Genomic DNA, 17,916 nt, shown 5'->3' with positions numbered 1-17,916 from the left:
ACAACCGCTGATGGGACTTCTTTTCCGCTGGCTGCTGCGCCTTGCTGCGGGCCTGATTCTGCTGAGCGTTCTGGCCGCCGCGCTGGTCTATTACCTGGCTTCGCAGTCGCTGCCCGAATACAACAAGGAGCTGGCACTGCCCGGCCTCTCCTCGCCTGTCGAAATCGTGCGCGACAACGCCAATGTCCCGCATATCTTCGGCAGCTTCGGTGCCAGCGATGAAGATGTCTATTTCGGCCTAGGCTACGCCCACGCGCAGGACCGTCTGTGGCAGATGGCAGTGATGCGGCGCACGGCACAAGGACGCCTGTCGGAAATCTTCGGCACCCGCACGGTGGAGACCGACACCTACCTGCGCCGCCTCGATCTCTACAATCTGGCGCGGCAGTCGGTAGAAGTGCAGTCGCCTGAGGCGCTGGCCGCGCTCAAGTCCTATGCCGACGGTGTGAACGCCCGGCTGCTGGAAATCAATGAGGACGCATTGGGCCGCGGCGCGCCGGAAATGTTCCTGTTTCAGATGCCGCTAGCCCCCTGGCAGCCTGCCGACAGCATTGCGATCATGAAGCTGATGGCGCTGCAGCTTTCGGGCCACATGCGGGAAGAGATCCTGCGCGCCCGCACCTCGCTGGCGCTGAATGATGCGGACCGGATCCGGGACATCCTGCCGGACGCCCCCGGCAAAGGCGTGACCGCCCTGCCCGAATACGCCGAATTGGTACCGGGCGCCCGGCAATTTGCGGCTTCAAAGCCCTCAGGGGATGATAGTCTTCTGTTCCCGGTTGCCCCGCGCGGCCTCGCTGGCGCCTCCAACGCCTGGGCCGCCGCGCCCAGCCGCTCGGCAGCGGGCGGAACGCTGCTGGCAAACGACCCGCACCTCGGCCTCAGCGCTCCGGGTGTTTGGTATCTGGCGCGGCTGGAGCTTGGCACCGGCGGTGTGATCGGCGGCACCATCCCCGGCATTCCGGCGGTGATCACCGGCCGCTCCGACACCTTGGGCTGGGGGGTCACTTCCTCCTACATGGACGATCAGGACCTGTTCATTGAAAAACTGAACCCCGAAAATCCGCAGGAATACCTGAGCGTTGACGGCTACAAGAAATTCGTCACCCGCCCCTCAATCATCAAGATCAAGGACGAGGCCCCCGTCACTCTGACCCTGCGCTGGACCGACAACGGCCCGGTGCTGCCCGGTTCCATGTTCAACCTGGCGGAAATCACTCCGCCCGGCCACGTGGTGTCGCTCGGCTGGACTGTGCTCAGCCCCAGGGACACCTCGATGAGCGCGACCATCGGTCTGATGCGCAGCGCCTCTGTGCAGGAGGCGATCATCGCAGGCGAAGATTTTGTTGCCCCGGCGCAGAACCTGACGCTGGCGGACAAGGACACAGTCGCGCTGAAAACCGTTGGCGCCTTCCCGCTGCGCCAAGCAGACCACCAAAGCAAAGGGCGGATGCCCAGCCAGGGCTGGCGCCCGGAGAACCGCTGGCAAGGCCAGGCGCCTTATGCTGAAAACCCGGAATTCGTCAGCCCCGCGGGCGGCATCCTGGGCAACACCAACAACAAGATCCTCGACCGCCCCTTCCCCAAACATGTCTCCTTTGACTGGGGTGATACCCAGCGCATCCACCGCTGGGAAAAGCTGATGCAGAACCGCGAGGTGCATACCCGCGACAGCTTTATCGAGGCGCAGCTGGACACCGTGTCCTACACCGCGCGCACCCTGCTGCCGCTGATCGGCGCAAACCTGTGGTTCACCGGCGAGGCCGCTCCGGCCGGCACCCGCGAACGCCAGCGCCAGATCGCCCTGACCCTGCTGTCAGAGTGGAACGGCGAGATGAACGAGCATCTGCCGGAGCCGCTGATCTACGCCGCCTGGCTGCGCGCGCTGCAGGCCCGTCTGATCACCGATGAGCTGGGACCGGTCGCCAAATCCTACCGCCATGTGGAGCCGCTGTTCATCGAGCGCGTCTTCCGCAACGTCGACGGTGCTGCCGCCTGGTGCGACGTGCGCCAGAGCGCGCCGGAGGAGACCTGCACCGACATGGCCCGCCTCGCACTGGATGACGCGCTGATCTGGATCGAGGAGCGTTATGGCGATGCGCTGGAATCGCTGCGCTGGGGGGATGCGCATCAGGCGGTGCAGGACCATGCGGTGCTGGGCGACGTGCCGCTGCTGCGTTATTTCGTGAACATCCGCCAGTCCACCAGCGGCGGCGACAACACGCTGCAGCGCGGTAAAAGCTCCGGCAAGGATCCCGACCCGTTCCAGAACATCCACGCTGCCGGCTACCGCGGTGTCTATGACTTTGCCGATCCGGACAGTTCCGTCTTCATCACCGCCACCGGCCAGTCCGGCCATCCGCTGTCGCGTTACTATGACGACATGGCCCAACTGTGGCGCCGGGGCGAGTACATCCCGATGTCGCTGGACGAAGAACTGGCCCGCGCCGCGGCTGTCGGCATCACCCGGATCACCCCCCGCCAATAATAACGGGGCAATAAAAAACGGGCGCTGCGGCGCCCGTTTTTCTTTCTGAATGATGCAAGCTTCACAGCCTTTCGAACTTGGCCTTCTGCCGGTCGGTCCACAGCACGGTGATGTCAAACCCGGTCTCGGTCTGCTCCTCGCGCTGCACCAGATCCTCCTTGAACAGCCAGGCCCGCTGCTTGCCCTGCGCGAAGGTAAGCTGCAGCAATTCCTCGTGCCGGACGCCCTGCAGCTGCTCCGCAATGTCGGCCAGCAGTCCGTCCAGCCCCTCACCAGTCAGAGCAGAGATCGCATGGATGCCTTCCTCGCGCTCAGCACGCTGACGGCGCGCGTCCGCCTCTTCCTCAGACAGCTGGTCCAGCTTGTTCCAGACCTCGATCCGGGCGCGGTTTTCATCCACGCCCAGCGACGTCAGGATCGCCTCCACATCCTCTGCCTGCTCTTCGCTCTGGTCGTGGCTGATGTCGCGCACATGCAGGATCACATCCGCCGCCAGCACCTCTTCCAGCGTGGCACGGAAGGCGGCGACCAGCTCTGTCGGCAGGTCCGAGATGAAGCCCACGGTGTCGGACAGGATCACCTCCGGCCCATCGGGGATCTGCACCCGGCGCATGGTCGGGTCCAGGGTGGCAAAGAGCATGTCCTTGGCCATCACCTCAGCGCCCGTCAGCCGGTTGAACAGCGTCGACTTGCCGGCGTTGGTGTAGCCCACCAGCGCCACGATCGGATAGGGCACCTTGGCGCGGGAGGCACGGTGCAGCGTCCGGGTCTTCACCACCTTGTCGAGCTGCCGGCGCAGCCGCACCAGCTGGTCGTCGATGGCACGCCGGTCAGCCTCGATCTGGGTTTCGCCGGGTCCGCCGACAAACCCCAGGCCGCCGCGCTGGCGCTCCAGGTGGGTCCAGGCCCGCACCAGCCGCGTCCGCTGATAGCTGAGCGCCGCCATTTCAACTTGCAGCACGCCTTCACGCGTCGCTGCTCGGTCGGAGAAGATCTCCAGGATCAGCCCGGTCCGGTCGAGGATCTTGACCTTCCAGGCCTTCTCCAGGTTGCGCTGCTGCACGGGGGAAACCGGCCCGTCGATCAGGACCAGTTCAATTTCATTCGCCTTCAGGATGCCTGCCAGCTCTTCGATCTTGCCGGAGCCGAACAGCATTCCTGGATGCGCCTTGGGCAGGCGCACCACGTTTGATCCGATCACCTCAAGATCGGGCAAGGCCGCTGCCAGCGCAACGGCCTCCTCAAGCGCGGGAGCAGCCTCGCGGCGCCCGCTGTCTGATTTGATTTCCGGATGCAGGACCCAGGCGCGGGTCTGCTTCCTGTCATGCTCCATCAATTGGAGTCTTCACCCTCATAGAGACTGATCGGCTGGGCCGGCATGATGGTCGAGATCGCGTGTTTGTAGACCAGCTGCGACTGTCCGTCGCGGCGCAGCAGCACGCAGAAGTTATCGAACCAGGTGATCACACCCTGCAGTTTGACCCCGTTGATCAGAAAGATTGTAACCGGAACCTTGGTTTTGCGAACGTGATTCAGGAAGGCATCCTGAAGATTCTGTCTGTCCGAAGCCATTTTTATTATCTCGCCTTTGTTCTTGCCACGCGCTGCGGACCAGCACGCACGTTAAAATTCAGTATGAACAAAGAAAATATAAGTTTCCACCCGAAAAACACTTTTCACTGCCAAGGCGGTCAGCTGCGCCAGAGGTTCGGGGACAGCAGCGCGATAAAGGCCAGGGTTTCCAGCCGCCCCAGCACCATGGCGACACACAGGATCAGCTTGGCCGGGTCGGTCAGCAGGTTCAGCACAATCGGCGTGCTGCTGGCGCTTTCGGTCAGCGGGCCAGTGGTCGACAGCGCGGCAATTGCCAGCACAAGGGACTGCTCGAAGCTGGAGCCGACGGCGGCCAGCGCGGTGCTGACCAGTGCCAGCGACAGGGCAAACAGCATGAAAAAGATCCAGGCAACAAAGGCCCCGTTTTTCTGCAGCCGCTTGGTGCGGTCGCCCTCGCCGCTCACTGAACTCGGGTGCACCAGCCGCTCCATTTCGCGCAGCCCGTTGAGGTAGAGTGCGTAAACCCGCAGCAGCTTGACCCCGCCGGCCGTTGTCGCCACGCCGCCGCCGAACACCGCCAGCCCAAGCAGGATCATGCCCGGCGTTTCCAGCCCGGACCAGGTGCGGGCCGCCTCCCAGTGCACACTCTCGAAGCCGGTGGTGGACAGGAAAGACATCACCGTGAACACCGTCCCCCACAGTGCCCTTAGCGCCTGCAGCAGATCCTCGCCCGCGTCCACTTCATAAGCCGCCACCCAATGGCGCAGGAACAAAAGCAGCGGCACACCAAAGACGATCAGCAGACCGGTTCGGAATTCCGGGTCCTTGTCCAGCCGCCCCTGCCCGGATGTCACCGTGTCGCTGGAGAAAGTCAGCCGTGACAGCGCGAAGAACATGAACAGGAACATAACCATCTCGCCAGCAATGCCGCTGCCTGCGTTCTCGACCCCGCCAGTTGCGGAAATGCCCGAGGTCGCCATCACCGACATCGCATGGCTAAGGCCTGTAAGCGCTTGCTCTCCTGTGATCATCAGGAGCAGCCACAGAACCATGGTCAGCCCGGCATAGACCGGCGCAAGCGTGCGGGTGACAAGCACCAGCTGGCGCCGCGGGTCCGCCCGCTCCATATGGCCAGGCCCCGCAGTGCCGCCGCCCGGCTCCCCCTTGGCGGTGACCTCGAACCCGCCCAGCGACATTGGTGCCAGCACGGCTGAGGCTGCTACCCACATCAATAGCCCGCCCATCCAGCCGACCATGGCCCGCCACAGGTGCACGCTGGGCGGCAGGCGGCCGGGATCGGCCCAGATATCGGCACCGGTGGTGGTGATGGCGCTGATCATGTCGAAATAGGCATTCACATAGCGGGTGCTGACCAGCGCATCCTGCACCGGCACTGCCAGGAACAGCGGCAGAACCGTGAAGGTCGCCAGCAGTGACAAAAGCTGCCCCGGCATCCCGTAGCGCGGCACCCGGTTGCCCATCGACAGGGCAATCAGCACCACTAGGATCAGCCCGGCCAGGCCGGAGTAGAAAAAGCTCTGCGATGTGTGATGGTCGTCCAGCACCAGCGCATGAATGGCCGGCAGCCACATCGCCAAGGAAGCGATGCCCCAGATCAGCAGGAACAGCGGCAGGCGCAGGACGCCAATGGGGGCTTGGACCACGCGGCGCATGCTAGAAGTAGTCGATCGACACCTGCAGGAGCCGCTCCACCTCGGGCACGTCGTCCGCCATTGCAAACAGCGCGATCACGTCGCCTTCCTCGATCCGGGTTTCACCCGACGGGCGCAGCATATCGCCGCCCTTCAGAATGCCGCCAACCAGCACGCCCTCGGGAAAGTCGGTCTCGCGGATCATCTGCCCGGCAATCGGCGAGGTCGACAGCACCTCGGCCTCGATCATCTCTGCCTCTGCGTCGCCCAGCGAGTAGACCTGCCGCACCCGGCCATAGCGGATGTGGCGCAGGATGGAGCTGACAGTGGTGGAGCGCGGGTTGATATAGGCGTCAATCCCGAGGTGCGGCAGCAGAGGTACCAGAGTCGGGTCATTGATCAGCGCAATTGCCAGCGGGCAGCCTTCGGCCTTGGCGCGCACTGCCGCCAGCATGTTGACCTTGTCGTCGTCGGTCACCGCCAGCAGCGCGTCGGCCTTGTCGATGCCAGCCTCGATCATCAGCGAGCGGTCCAGACCGTCACCGTTCAGCACGATTGTGCGCTCCAGCGCCTCGGCGGCGCGTTCGGCGCATTTGCGGTCCCGCTCGATCACCTTGGCCCGGATCCGCGAGGTGCTGCTTTCCAGCGCTTTCGCCACTTCCAGCCCGACGTTGCCGCCGCCGACCACAACTACCCGGTCCTGGCGTTTCTCTTTCTTGCCGAACACCTCGATGGTGCGCGGCACGTCGTCCACATGCGAGAACACATAGCAGCTGTCGCCCACGAACAGCTGGTCGCCCGGCTCCGGCGCAAACAGTGTGCCATCACGGCGGACCCCCACCACAATTGCACGCAGCGTAGAAAACAGGTCCGTCAACTGGCGCAGCGGCGTGTTTACCACCGGGCATTCGGCATCAATCTGGATGCCCAAAAGCTGCGCCTGGCCGCCCATGAAGGTCTCGGTATCAAAGGCGGCTGGCGCCGACAGCCGCTGCATCGCCGCCGCGGCAACCTCCCGCTCCGGGCTGATCACTACGTCAATCGGCAAATGCTCGCGCTGGTACAGATCGGAATAGATCGCGGTCAGGTAGCTCTTGGCCCGCAGCCGCGCGATCTTGCGCTGAACCTTGAAGACGGAGTGCGCCACCTGGCAGGTCACCATGTTGACCTCGTCCGAGTGGGTGGCGGCGATGATCATGTCCGCGTCCCGTGCCCCGGCCCGGTCCAATACGTCCGGATATGAGGCAAAGCCGTGAATGCCCTGCACGTCCAAAGTGTCGGTCGCCCGCCGCACCAGCTCCGCATTGCTGTCAACCACCGTGACATCATTGTGCTCACCGGACAGGTGCCGGGCGATCTGCCAGCCGACCTGGCCCGCGCCGCAGATAATGACCTTCATTTACATGTCCCTTGGCGGAGTTTCGGGCAGAGATTTGTCCGATGTGAATGACAGATGCCGCTTTCACGGTCAAATTAATTGTAACTTCCTCAGTTTGCGGCCATTCTTTCACCATGCGACGGAGTTTGACAGTCACGGCAGCCGCTGTTTTGCTGGCCTTCGCAACGGCCTGCGGACCGCTGCCGGTCTACTACAAGCAGGGGGCAGAGGTTTCCCGCCTGCAAAGTGATGAGCTGACCTGCGCCACCCAGGCACTGAAAGACGCCCCTGTCGCAAATGAAATCCGGCAGCATCCCCCTGTCTTCTACCCGGGCAGGCAGGTCTGCCACGGCGGCAAGTGTTACTACCGGCCTGGATACTGGGTGGACGGCGGCATTTACACTGTCGATGTGAACAAGCCCCTGCGCAAACGGCTGGAAAAATCCTGCATGGCCTCGAAAGGGTATCAGCAAATTGCGCTGAAACGCTGCACCCAGCGCAACGCGGCAGTCCCCGCAGGGCCGCGGCTGGCCCCCTTGAGCGAAGCCTCCTGCGCGCAGCGGAACCGGGATGGCAGCATTGTCATCCGCACCGGCGGCTAGGAAATCCAGTCTCCCCGCGGACCTGAACAGCTATTTTGCGGCAGGACAGTTTTGATTTGCGGCCTAAGATCAAGTAGGCTGAACACCGATTGTTTTATTTGCAACCAGTATTCTCAATAGAGAAAGGTACCCGATGCGGATTCATTTCCTGTTTGCAGCGCTGCCCTTGGCAGCCGTCACTGCGGCCTGTGAACCAACGGCTCCGATAGCGCCGCCGCCTTCAGCCGCACCGGCCCCTGCTCCCGCAACCTACAGTGCGCCTGCCACGCGGCCTGCGTCCGCGACTTCAACTGCTCCTGTAGCGGCTCCAGCACCGGCGGCGCCAGCCATTGAACCCGTTGGCCCGCCGGGCGGTGGCGGCGCTGGTGCCGGCGGCGGCGGCGGCGGGGGGGGCGGCGGGGGGGGCGGGGGGGGGGGGGGGGGGGGTGGGGGGGGGGGGGGGGGGGGGGGGGGCGGTGGTGGCGGCTCCGGCGGTGGCGGAGGCTGGGGTTAACCCCCTGTCCTCGCCATGACAGCCCTCCCCCCCCTTCATCCAGCGATTGCAGCCGCATTGCTGACCTTTGCGCTGCCGCCAGCGGCAGCGCAGGCGGCCTATGAAACCAGCGAACGGGGTGCCGCCCCGGAAACCGCCATCGTCATCGGCATCCAGGATTACGACCACGTCAGCGATCTGACCAATACCCGCAAGGACGCTGAGGCGATGGCCGGGATGCTCAAGTCCTTCGGGTATACCGTCTACGAGGGCTACGACCTGGACAAACGCGGCTTTGAGGCGCTGCTGCGCCAGGCCGCGCTCAACATCCGCGATGGCAGCCAGGTGTTTTTCTATTACGCAGGCCACGGCATCCAGCTGGGGCGGCGTAACTATCTGCTGACCAGCGATGCGGAGCTTTCGGGCATTCACGATCTGCCGTTCCAGTCGGTGACGCTGGACCGCGTGTCCGCCATTCTGGGCGGCAAGGCCGGGAGCCAGATCCTGATGCTGGATTCCTGCCGCGACAATCCGGTGCCGCAGGCCAAGCTCAACGCCGAGGTCGGCGCCCAGCTCTATGAGGCGCGCGAAGGTTTTGACGTGTTCCGCCCGCCGCTGAACACACTGGTGGCGTTTTCCACCTCCCCCGGCGCCACCGCTCTGGATGGGGAGCCCGGCAGCAACAGCCCCTACACCGCCTCTGTCGTGCGGCATTTTCCCGACAACCCCAATGAGGACGCCATGACCGTGCTGGCGGCCATCCGCAGCGATGTCTACAGCGCCACCGGCAACACCCAGGTGCCCTGGGAAAGCTCCACCTTGATGCAGAAGATATATCTGCGCCCCGCCGAACGGTCGCTGAATGTCGCCCTAGCGGAGCCGGAAGCCACCACGGAACCTGCACCTGCCAGCCTCGACCAGATCCCGGCAGAACTGTCTCTGAAGGTGCCGCTTGGCCGGGCCTTGGAACTGGCGCCGGAAATCAACCCCTACGTCCAGGCCGGCACCAAGGTGTCGATTGTTGAGACACCCTCCGCAGGCGTGACCTCGCTGCGGTCCGGAGAGGGAAGCGCCCTCAGCCTCAGCTATGCCCCCAAACTGTCGGAACTGCCCGCCCGCAAGGACGGCGGCCAGGTCCGCAAGGACCGGATGGTGCTGCGGCTGGCGCAGGCGGACACGGTACGCGACGTCACCGTCAACCTGGAGATGATTGCCCGCCAATGCGATCTTGAAGCAGGCGACCTGCTGGATCCGCAAGGCGTCGGCCTGTTCCGCTTTCCCAATGAAATCGACCTCAAGGCAGCGGAAACCGCCTGCCGCGAGGCCGTCGAGGCGGCGCCAGACCTCGGGCGGCTGCATTATCAGCTGGGCCGCGCCCTGCAGGGCCAGGGCCGCCTGATGGAGGCCTACGAAACCTTTGAGAAGGCAGCGGAACTGGGCCATGTCCGCGCCTATAACGCGGTCGCCTACCTGCATGTCACGCCGAATGTCGACCGCGAAACCGTGCCGATCCCCTACAATCCGGACAAGGCATTTTCCCTGTGGGACAAGGGGATCGAGGCCGGCGACCCGTTTTCGATGCATGCCCGCGGCAAGCGGCTCCTGCGCAAGAACGGAACGGCGGAGGAGAAACAGCGCGGCTTTGACCTGCTCAGCCGCGCGGTGGAGCTGGGCCATACCTATGCTCTGAACGAACTGGGCGTGTTCTTCCTGTGGAGCGGCGATGAACTGGCGCAGCCGGAGCGCGGGCTGACCTATCTGGAAGCCTCCGCCGGGCGCGGCGACATCTACGGCACGGCCAACCTGGGCTATGTCTACCGGGATGGCGGCGCTGGCAAGGCGGTGGACAAGGAAAAAGCCCGCGCGCTGTTTGCCGAGGCCGCCCAGCTGGGCCATCCGCATGCCCCGGGTGAGATCGGCCGGATGATCATGAACGGCGATCTGCCCGGCAGCGATGCCGCCGAGGCGCTGGAATGGTATGACATGGGGCTTGCACGCGGCGACGCTTGGGGCGGCGCCAACGGTGCCTGGGTTGCGCTGAACCGGCTGGGAGACCGCATTCCGGCCCATGCTGCAGCGGCGCGGGCCGGCAAAGCAATGGCGCTGAACGACCCGGATGCTCGTGCCGCCGCACGGGAGCTGCTGGCGGGTATGACAACGGCGGACATATCCGCCGCCACCCAATCCGTCCTGCGTGAGCTCGGCTCCGGCATTTCTGTTGACGGCCAGTTCGGCCCGGCCTCACGCCGGGAACTGGCCGACTGGGCCCGCCAAGCGGGTCTGCCCGCAACGGTTCCGGAGGACGCCATCAGCCAGCTTCAACTGGCAGCACAGGTCCATTTCGCACTGAACCCGATCCGCCAGGACCTGTTCTGATACCAAAGCGCGCCCGGAGCTTTCCGGGCGCGCGGGGGCCATTCTCAGGCCTGTTCTTCTTCGGCTTCCACATGCGCCACCCGGGCGCCCGCCTTGTTGGAAGTGACCACCCCCAGCGACTTCAGCTTGCGGTGCAGTGCTGAGCGTTCCATGCCGACAAAAGACGCCGTGCGGCTGATGTTGCCGCCAAAGCGGTTGATCTGGGTCAGCAGGTATTCGCGTTCAAACGCCTCCCGCGCCTCGCGCAGCGGCAGGGTCGCCAGCGCACCGGACAGCACCACCCGGCCTTCCTCCTGCGGCTTTTCTTCCTCGCGCGGCAGATCCTTGGCCTCAATCGGGCCGCTGCCGTCACCCAGGATCAGCACCCGCTCCACCAGGTTTTTCAGCTGGCGCACATTGCCCGGCCACAGCATGGTCTGCATCAGCGCCACGGCCTCATCTGTCAGCTCGCGCAGCGGCAGGCCCTGGGCCTCGTTGAACTGGGCGATGAAATGGCCCGCCAGCAACGGGATATCCTCGCGCCGGTCCGCCAGTGAGGGCACCGCCACCGGCACCACGTTCAGCCGGTGATACAGCTCCTGGCGGAACGTGCCGGCCTCGATCTCGGCATCCAGATCCTTGTTGGTGGAGGACACCACCCGAAGGTCGACTTTGATCTTGTCCGAACCGCCGACCCGCTGGAACTGCTGGTCCACCAGCACACGCAGGATCTTGGACTGGGTGCCCAGCGGCATGTCTGCGACCTCGTCAAAGAACATCACGCCGCCATGCGCCTGCTCCAGCAGCCCCGGCTCCACACCGCGCTCCGAGGATTCGCGGCCGAACAGAACCTCTTCCATCCGGTCCGGTTCAATGCTGGCGCAGTTCACGGTGACAAAGGGCGCAGAGGCGCGGTTTGAATTGGCGTGGATATAGCGCGCTGCAATCTCCTTGCCGCTGCCCGCCGGGCCGGTCAGCATCACCCGGCCATTGGATTTCGTCACCTTGTCGAGCTGGCTGGTCAGGGTGCGGAACGCCGCAGAGGTACCGATCATCTCTGCCGGCCCGGTGTCCTTGCGCTTCAGATCGGTATTCTCCCGGCGCAGGCGCGAGGTTTCCATCGCACGCCGGATCACCACCATCAGCTGGTCGATGTTGAAGGGCTTCTCGATGAAGTCATAGGCGCCCTGCTTGATCGCCGCGACCGCGATTTCAATGTTGCCATGGCCGGAAATGATCACCACCGGAATATCCGGCGTGTCCCGCTTCACCGCCTTCAGGATGTCGATCCCGTCCATCTGGCTGTCCTTCAGCCAAATATCCAGGATCATCAGGGCCGGCTGGGCCTCTTCCAGCCGCGCCATGCATTCGTCGGAACTGCCCGCCTTGCGGGTGGCATAGCCTTCGTCCTCAAGAATGTCCGAGACCAGTTCGCGGATGTCGCGCTCGTCATCAACAATCAGAATGTCACTCATGTCAGACCTGCTTTCACTGTGCTCTTGTTAGGCGCCGCCGCTTTCTGGGCTGCGGCGGGCAGGCGGATCACCGCCATTGCGCCGTTATGCGCGTGTCCCTCGAACACCGGGGCATCTTCCAGCGTCAGCGTGCCCCCGTGCTCTTCGATGATTTTCTTGACGATCGGCAGCCCCAGCCCGGTGCCAGCATCCCGCGTGGTCACATAAGGCTCGAACAGCCGCGCCCGGTCTTCCGGCAGACCGATGCCATTGTCCGCAATCCGGACCTCATAGGCAGCGCCGGCCTTTTGGACAGAAACCCGGATTTCCGGCAGCAGCCCCTCCGGAGCGCCTTTTTGCTGCAGGCTTTCAATGGCTTCACCTGCGTTCTTGATCAGATTGGTCAGCGCCTGGCCAATCATGGTTGCATCCAGATCCGAGGGCATCTCCGCCTTGGGCAGATCCGCCTTGATCCGGACATCCGGCTGGCCCTGCTGCTGCAGGATCACCGCGTCCCGCACCAGTTTCACCAGATCCTCCTCGCGCCGTTCCGGTTCCGGCATGCGGGCGAATTTCGAAAACTCATCTACGATCCTGCGCAGATCATTGGTCTGGCGCACGATCACGTCAGTCATGGATTGGAGCTGATCGCTGTTCTCCTCGCCCAGCTTGGGGGCGAACTTGCGCTTGATGCGTTCGGCGCTCAACTGGATCGGGGTCAGCGGGTTCTTGATCTCATGGGCAATGCGGCGGGCCACATCACCCCAGGCCGCCATCCGCTGGGCGCTGACCAGATCGGTCACATCATCAAAGGCCACCACATAACCTTCCAGCCTGCCCTCGCCGGAGCGGCGCGGCGACATTCTGACCAGCAGGTTCTCCAACTGGCCTTGGCGGGTCACCTTGATCTCTTCCTGTACCACCTCGGCACCGGTCTCGATCAGCTCTGCAAACAGCGGTCCGAACTCAGGCACCGCAACGGCCAGCGCCAGCGATTGCTGATCCTCCTGCCAGTCCAGCAGCCGTTCGGCAGAGCGGTTCACGAAGGTCACCCGGCCGTCAGCATCAAGGCCAACCACGCCTGAGGTCACGGAGGACAAAACCGAGTCGAACAGCCGCCGCCGCCGTTCAATCTGGCGGGTGTTGTCCAAGAGCCTGCCGTGCTGGGCCTTCAACTCCCGGGTCATCTGGTTGAAGTACTGGCCGAGCTGGGAAATTTCGTCACCGCCGTCCTCAATCGGCACCTGCACATCCAGATTGCCGGCCCCGACCCGCTGCGCCGCCACTGTCAGCCGCCCGACCGGACGCGACAGCCGCTCCGCAAACCACATGCCCAGCCACATCGCGGCCAGGATCAGGATAACCGCAAACCCGATATACAAGAGCGCAAATTCAAACAGCACCCTTCCCCGTTCGCTTTCCAGCTGCTGGTACAGATGCGCAGTTTCCTGGGTGTCATCCAGCAGGTTCAGCAGCTCGCCGTCCACGTCCCGGCTGATATACAGGAACCGGTCGACAAAAGCGTCCAGCCGCACCAGTGCGCGGAACTCGCTGTTGTCCCAGTCCTCGATCAGCAGCAGTCCGTCTTCGCGGGCAGCCCCGAGCTGCCGCTCGCTGGGCTTTTCGAAATCGAACTCATAAGACCGCTCGCCGCGCGCACGGATCAGCCCTGCGCTGTCAACAATATAGGCCTCGCGCAGTCCCCGCTGAACCTGCAGCTGGCCTTGGGCCAGCACCAGCCGCAGTTCGGCATCGTTGATGAAAAAACTGCGCGACCGGCTGCTGTCGAGGTAGCGTGCCAGCGCACGGGCATCCTCGGTCAGATCACCTTTCTGCTGCGACTGATAGGCTTCTGCAGCCTCCAGCGAGCTGCCGATCACCTGCCGCACCCGCTGCGAAAACCAGCCCTCAAGCCCGACATTCACCGTCAGCACCGCAAAGACAGCAACAATGACGGTGGGGATCAGCGCCAGGAACCCAAAGGCCCCGATCAGCCGCAGGTGCAGCCGGGAGCCAGCCGATTTCGACCGCCGCGCTGCAAACAGGCGCACGATCTGCGCCATCACCAGCGCTGCAATGGTCAGGATGTAAACGAGGTCGGCCAGCAGAATCAGCCGCAGCGACCTGGACGAGGCCCCCTGCCCCAGCGGGCCGATGATAAGAAACGTCGCCAAGGCCAGCACCGGACCCAGCAGAACCAGTCCGATGGTGCCGATATTGCGCGCCCGGCGGGTTCTCCGCCACCGGTCCAAGGCCGCAAACGGCCCGTATGCCGCCCTCAGATGTGACTTATGCGCCACTTACTGCCCTCATCCTGATGTGCGACTCTTTGCGAGTCACCGCCATATCTCGTGGTCCTGCCTAGGAAATTTACAACAGGGCCACATTTCTGTGGCGATATTACATCAGTTTGCGGCGGCGTGTCACCTCAATATCCAGATCGGTAATCTTCTTACGCAGGGTATTCCGGTTGATCCCCAGCAAATCCGCGCATTTTGCCTGATTTCCGCCAGTCGCCGCTAGGGCGATTTCGATCAGCGGCGTCTCCACCTCGCGCAGCAGCCGCATATACAATCCCGGCGGCGGCAGCATATCGCCATGCAGGTCAAAATACCTCTGCAAGTGGCGGCCCACTGCTTCCGACAGCTTCTCATTTGCAAATCCCGCCGCTTCCGGCTGCGGTCCGGCTTGCGGCCCCAGCACCGCCTCCGCATCCGCCTTGGTGATTTCTTCGCTGCGCGAAGTCAGCGCCAGGCGGCGGACAGTGTTTTCAAGCTGCCGCACATTGCCGGGCCAGGAGAACCGGCGCAAAACCTCGCGCGCAGCTTCGCTCAGCACCCGGTGCGGCGCGCCTTCGTTTTCGGCCTTGATCAGGAAATGCTCCGCCAGCAGCGGAATATCCTCGACCCGTTCCCGCAGCGCCGGCACATGCAGTTCCGAGCCGCAGATCCGGTAGTAGAGATCCTGACGCAACCCGCCGCCTTCCATCGCCGCACCCAGATCCTTCTGACTGGAGGCTATGAACCGCGGCGCGTGATCGCCCGGCACATCCATCATCCGCACCAGCCGCGCCTGTGCCTCCTCCGGCAGGTCGGCCAGCTCATCAATCACCAGTGTGCCGCCCTTCACTTGCGCCAGCAGCCGCGACGGGCCTTCCAGCGCGATCAGATCCGCCGCATCCGCATGCACAAAGGGCAAGGTGCGGCGGTCCGAAAAATCATGAATTGCCTGCGCAATCAGCGACTTGCCGGTACCGCTTTCACCGGTGATCAAGAGCGGCAGATCGGTGTTCATCACCCGTGCAATGAGCCGGTACAGCGCCTGCATCACCTCGCTGCGGCCAATCAGCGGCAGCTCCTCGGGGCGTTCCGCTGTATCCGGACGCGCAGCAGGCGCCACCCGCTTGGCCGCCAGCGCCTTGGCGGTGCGCTTCATCAGTTCCGGCAGGTCAAAAGGCTTGGGCAGGTAATCATAGGCCTCCGCCTCCTCCGCCTTGATCGCCGTCATGATGGTGTTCTGTGCCGAGATCACGATCACTGGCAGCCCGGGCCGGTCCGCCTGGATCTTGGGAAGCATCTCCAGCCCGTTCCCGTCCGGCATCATCACATCGGAGATGACGACATCGCCCTTGCCCTCTCCCACCCAGCGCATCAGCGTCGTCAGTGAAGAGGTCGCATGCACCTTGCAGCCCGCGCGCGTCAGCGCCTGGGTCAGAACGGTGCGGATGGTGCGGTCGTCATCAGCGACCAGAACGGTGCCGTCCATGGATCAGCTCTCCTGCGGTTTGGCGTCACGCGGCACGCGCGACAGCGACAGCCGGAACACCGTGCGCCCGGGAACCGAGCTTACGGAAATCCAGCCATTATGCTCCGAGACGATCTTGCTCACCAAAGCAAGGCCGAGCCCGGTGCCGTTCTCCCGGCCCGAAACAAACGGGTCGAAAATATCGTCCTTGATCTTGTCCGGCAGCCCTGGCCCGTCATCGGTAATTTCGATCTGAAGGGGCAACAGTTTGCCGGTCCCGTCACTGCGGCGCAGCCGGAAGGAATGTTCATAGAAAGTACGTATCTGAATATTTCCGCCTTTTGGATCAGCAGCTTCCGAGGCATTCCTCAACAAATTCAGCACCACCTGCAGCAGCTGGTCCGCATCGCCCCAGGCCATCGGAAGCGAGGGATCGTAGCTCTCGGTGATGGTCATATGGGCACCAAAACCCAAGAGCGCAGACCGCCGCGCGCGGTCCAGAACATCATGCAGGTTCACCGGCTGGAACGCCGGTTCAGTCAGGTTGCCAAACTGCTCCACCTGCTCCAGCAGTTTCACGATGCGGCGGCTTTCGCTGACGATCAGGTCGGTCAGCTCCAGGTCCTCCGGTCCCAGCCCCATGCTCAGAAGCTGCGCTGCGCCGGTGATGCCCGCCAGCGGGTTCTTGATCTCATGCGCCAGCATTTCTGCCATACCGATGGCAGAGGCGGCGGCGGATTTGGCGGAATGGGTCTGGGTCATCCGCCCGGCCAGCTCCCGCGGGGTGACCATCAGCAGCATCACCCCCTCCTGCCCCTGCAACGGCGCGATCTGCACCCCGCATTGCAGCGGCGCCCGGCTGCCGGAGCCGACGTCGATATCGTTCACAAACAGCGGTGTGCTCTGCACCCGGGCCCGGGCAAAGGCCTCCTCGATCGGCGCGTCGATCGCCAGCGTATCCCACACCGGCTGCCCCAGCAGCGCCTTGCGCGAGGTGTTCAGGAACCCCTCACCGGCGGCGTTCACATCAGCAATCTTGTCCCAGGCGTCGATCAGAAACGCCGGCACCGGCAAAGAGGCCCAGAGAGCTGCGCTGTCCATCATGCGGCGGCCTCCGGTCTTTCGGCGCTCAGCGCCTCCGGCAGCAGCGCCAGAACTTCTTCCGGGTTCTTCTCCGTCAGCACCGCCCTGCGCCTGGCGGGGGTGGTTCCGGCCTCATCCATGTACCAGCCCAGGTGCTTGCGTGCGACACGGACGCCAAGATCCTGCCCGTAGAAATCCAGCATTGCCCGGTAATGCTCTGAAACCATTTGAATAAACGCATCTCCTTGCGGAATCTCCGGCGCCGGTGTGCCCCACAGGTGATGCGCCACTTCAGCCAGCAGCCAAGGCTTTCCTTCGGCCCCGCGCCCGATCATCACGCCATCTGCGCCAGAAAGCTCCAGCGCCTGCCGGGCAGAGGCGGTATCAACGATGTCGCCATTTGCCAGCAGCGGCACAGTCACCGCGTCCTTGACGCCCCGGATCGCCGCCCAATCGGCAGAGCCCTTGTAGAACTGGCAGCGGGTGCGGCCGTGGATCGTCACCATCTGCACCCCGGCCTCGCAGGCGCGGCGCGCCACGTCCGGCGCGTTCAGGCAGTTGTCGTCCCAACCCAGCCGCGTCTTCAGCGTCACTGGCACATCCACGGCTCCGACCACCGCCTCGATCAGCTTCAGCGCATGATCCGGCGTCTTCAGCAGGGCAGAGCCGGAATAGCCGTTGGTCACCTTCTTGGCCGGGCAGCCCATGTTGATGTCGATGATCCGCGCGCCCTGCCCGGCGACCTGTTTCGCCGCCTCGGCAATCCAGTACTCGTCCCGCCCGGCCAACTGCACCGCGGTGTTCTCCACATCCGCGCTCAGCTCAGCCCGCTCGCGCACGCCGGGCTTGGCCTGAACCATCTCCTGGCTTGCCACCATCTCGCTCACCATCAGCCCAACGCCGAAGGAGCGGACAAGATCCCGGAACGGCCGGTCGGTGATTCCCGCCATCGGCGCCAGTGCGATGGGCGGGGACATGGAGGTGGTTCCAAGCGTGAAGGACAACTGCCTAATCCTTGTGCAACTGAGAGGTTTTTACCCGAAGCTTCTGCTATGCAGCAATGAATTGCGCCTCTGCAAGCCGCTCTCGATCTTCATTTGCCTATTTTTTAATCACATTCCGCCGGGTGATTGC

Annotated in this window: 12 protein-coding genes; 3 read left to right on the top strand and 9 right to left on the bottom strand. The window is 63.9% G+C overall.

What is annotated here, in order from left to right:
- Positions 1–10: 10 nt before the first annotated feature.
- Complete coding sequence (locus tag GC1_RS01530; RefSeq protein ID WP_019296228.1) at positions 11–2,488, top strand: penicillin acylase family protein; 2,478 nt, start codon at positions 11–13, stop codon at positions 2,486–2,488.
- Positions 2,489–2,549: 61 nt separating this feature from the next.
- Here GC1_RS01530 and hflX read toward each other — a convergent pair whose 3' ends face one another.
- From hflX to trkA, 4 genes are all read right to left on the bottom strand, one after another.
- Positions 2,550–3,821, bottom strand: coding sequence for a GTPase HflX (gene hflX, locus GC1_RS01525; protein ID WP_019296227.1), 1,272 nt, complete (start codon positions 3,819–3,821; stop codon positions 2,550–2,552).
- Positions 3,821–4,060 carry an RNA chaperone Hfq gene (gene hfq, locus GC1_RS01520; protein ID WP_005611588.1) on the bottom strand — a complete coding sequence of 80 codons (240 nt, stop codon included), beginning with the start codon at positions 4,058–4,060 and terminating at the stop codon, positions 3,821–3,823. Before hfq ends, hflX begins: the two co-directional genes overlap by 1 nt.
- Before the next feature lie 119 nt (positions 4,061–4,179).
- The gene (locus GC1_RS01515; RefSeq protein WP_019296226.1) at positions 4,180–5,715 is read right to left on the bottom strand and encodes a TrkH family potassium uptake protein; all 1,536 of its coding nucleotides are present in this window, start codon (positions 5,713–5,715) and stop codon (positions 4,180–4,182) included.
- Between the two features lies 1 nt (position 5,716).
- Complete coding sequence (gene trkA / locus GC1_RS01510; RefSeq protein ID WP_019296225.1) at positions 5,717–7,093, bottom strand: Trk system potassium transporter TrkA; 1,377 nt, start codon at positions 7,091–7,093, stop codon at positions 5,717–5,719.
- 113 nt (positions 7,094–7,206) lie between these two features.
- On the opposite strand from trkA, the gene GC1_RS01505 reads away from it, so the two are divergent.
- On the top strand, positions 7,207–7,674 hold the full coding sequence (locus tag GC1_RS01505) for a hypothetical protein (protein WP_029204818.1): 468 nt from the start codon (positions 7,207–7,209) through the stop codon (positions 7,672–7,674).
- Between the two features lie 508 nt (positions 7,675–8,182).
- On the top strand, positions 8,183–10,522 hold the full coding sequence (locus tag GC1_RS01500) for a caspase family protein (protein ID WP_052260466.1): 2,340 nt from the start codon (positions 8,183–8,185) through the stop codon (positions 10,520–10,522).
- Positions 10,523–10,566: 44 nt separating this feature from the next.
- Here GC1_RS01500 and ntrX read toward each other — a convergent pair whose 3' ends face one another.
- The 5 genes from ntrX to dusB form a co-directional block, all read right to left on the bottom strand.
- Entirely contained in the window at positions 10,567–11,976 is a 1,410-nt protein-coding gene (gene ntrX / locus GC1_RS01495; protein WP_019296221.1) for a nitrogen assimilation response regulator NtrX, read from the bottom strand.
- Positions 11,973–14,255, bottom strand: coding sequence for a sensor histidine kinase NtrY-like (locus GC1_RS01490; RefSeq protein WP_019296220.1), 2,283 nt, complete (start codon positions 14,253–14,255; stop codon positions 11,973–11,975). The genes ntrX and GC1_RS01490 overlap by 4 nt, the downstream gene beginning before the upstream one ends.
- Positions 14,256–14,355: 100 nt before the next feature.
- On the bottom strand, positions 14,356–15,720 hold the full coding sequence (locus GC1_RS01485; protein WP_019296219.1) for a response regulator: 1,365 nt from the start codon (positions 15,718–15,720) through the stop codon (positions 14,356–14,358).
- A gap of 3 nt (positions 15,721–15,723) precedes the next feature.
- Complete coding sequence (locus GC1_RS01480) at positions 15,724–16,803, bottom strand: two-component system sensor histidine kinase NtrB (RefSeq protein WP_019296218.1); 1,080 nt, start codon at positions 16,801–16,803, stop codon at positions 15,724–15,726.
- Positions 16,800–17,786 (bottom strand): tRNA dihydrouridine synthase DusB, encoded by a 987-nt coding sequence (dusB, locus tag GC1_RS01475; RefSeq protein WP_019296217.1) that lies wholly within the window; start codon positions 17,784–17,786, stop codon positions 16,800–16,802. Before dusB ends, GC1_RS01480 begins: the two co-directional genes overlap by 4 nt.
- Between the last annotated feature and the right edge of the window lie 130 nt (positions 17,787–17,916).

Origin of the sequence: Leisingera sp. ANG1 (assembly GCF_000203975.2) — a bacterium.
GTDB lineage: Bacteria > Pseudomonadota > Alphaproteobacteria > Rhodobacterales > Rhodobacteraceae > Leisingera.
This window is presented reverse-complemented; position numbering and strand designations above follow the sequence as displayed.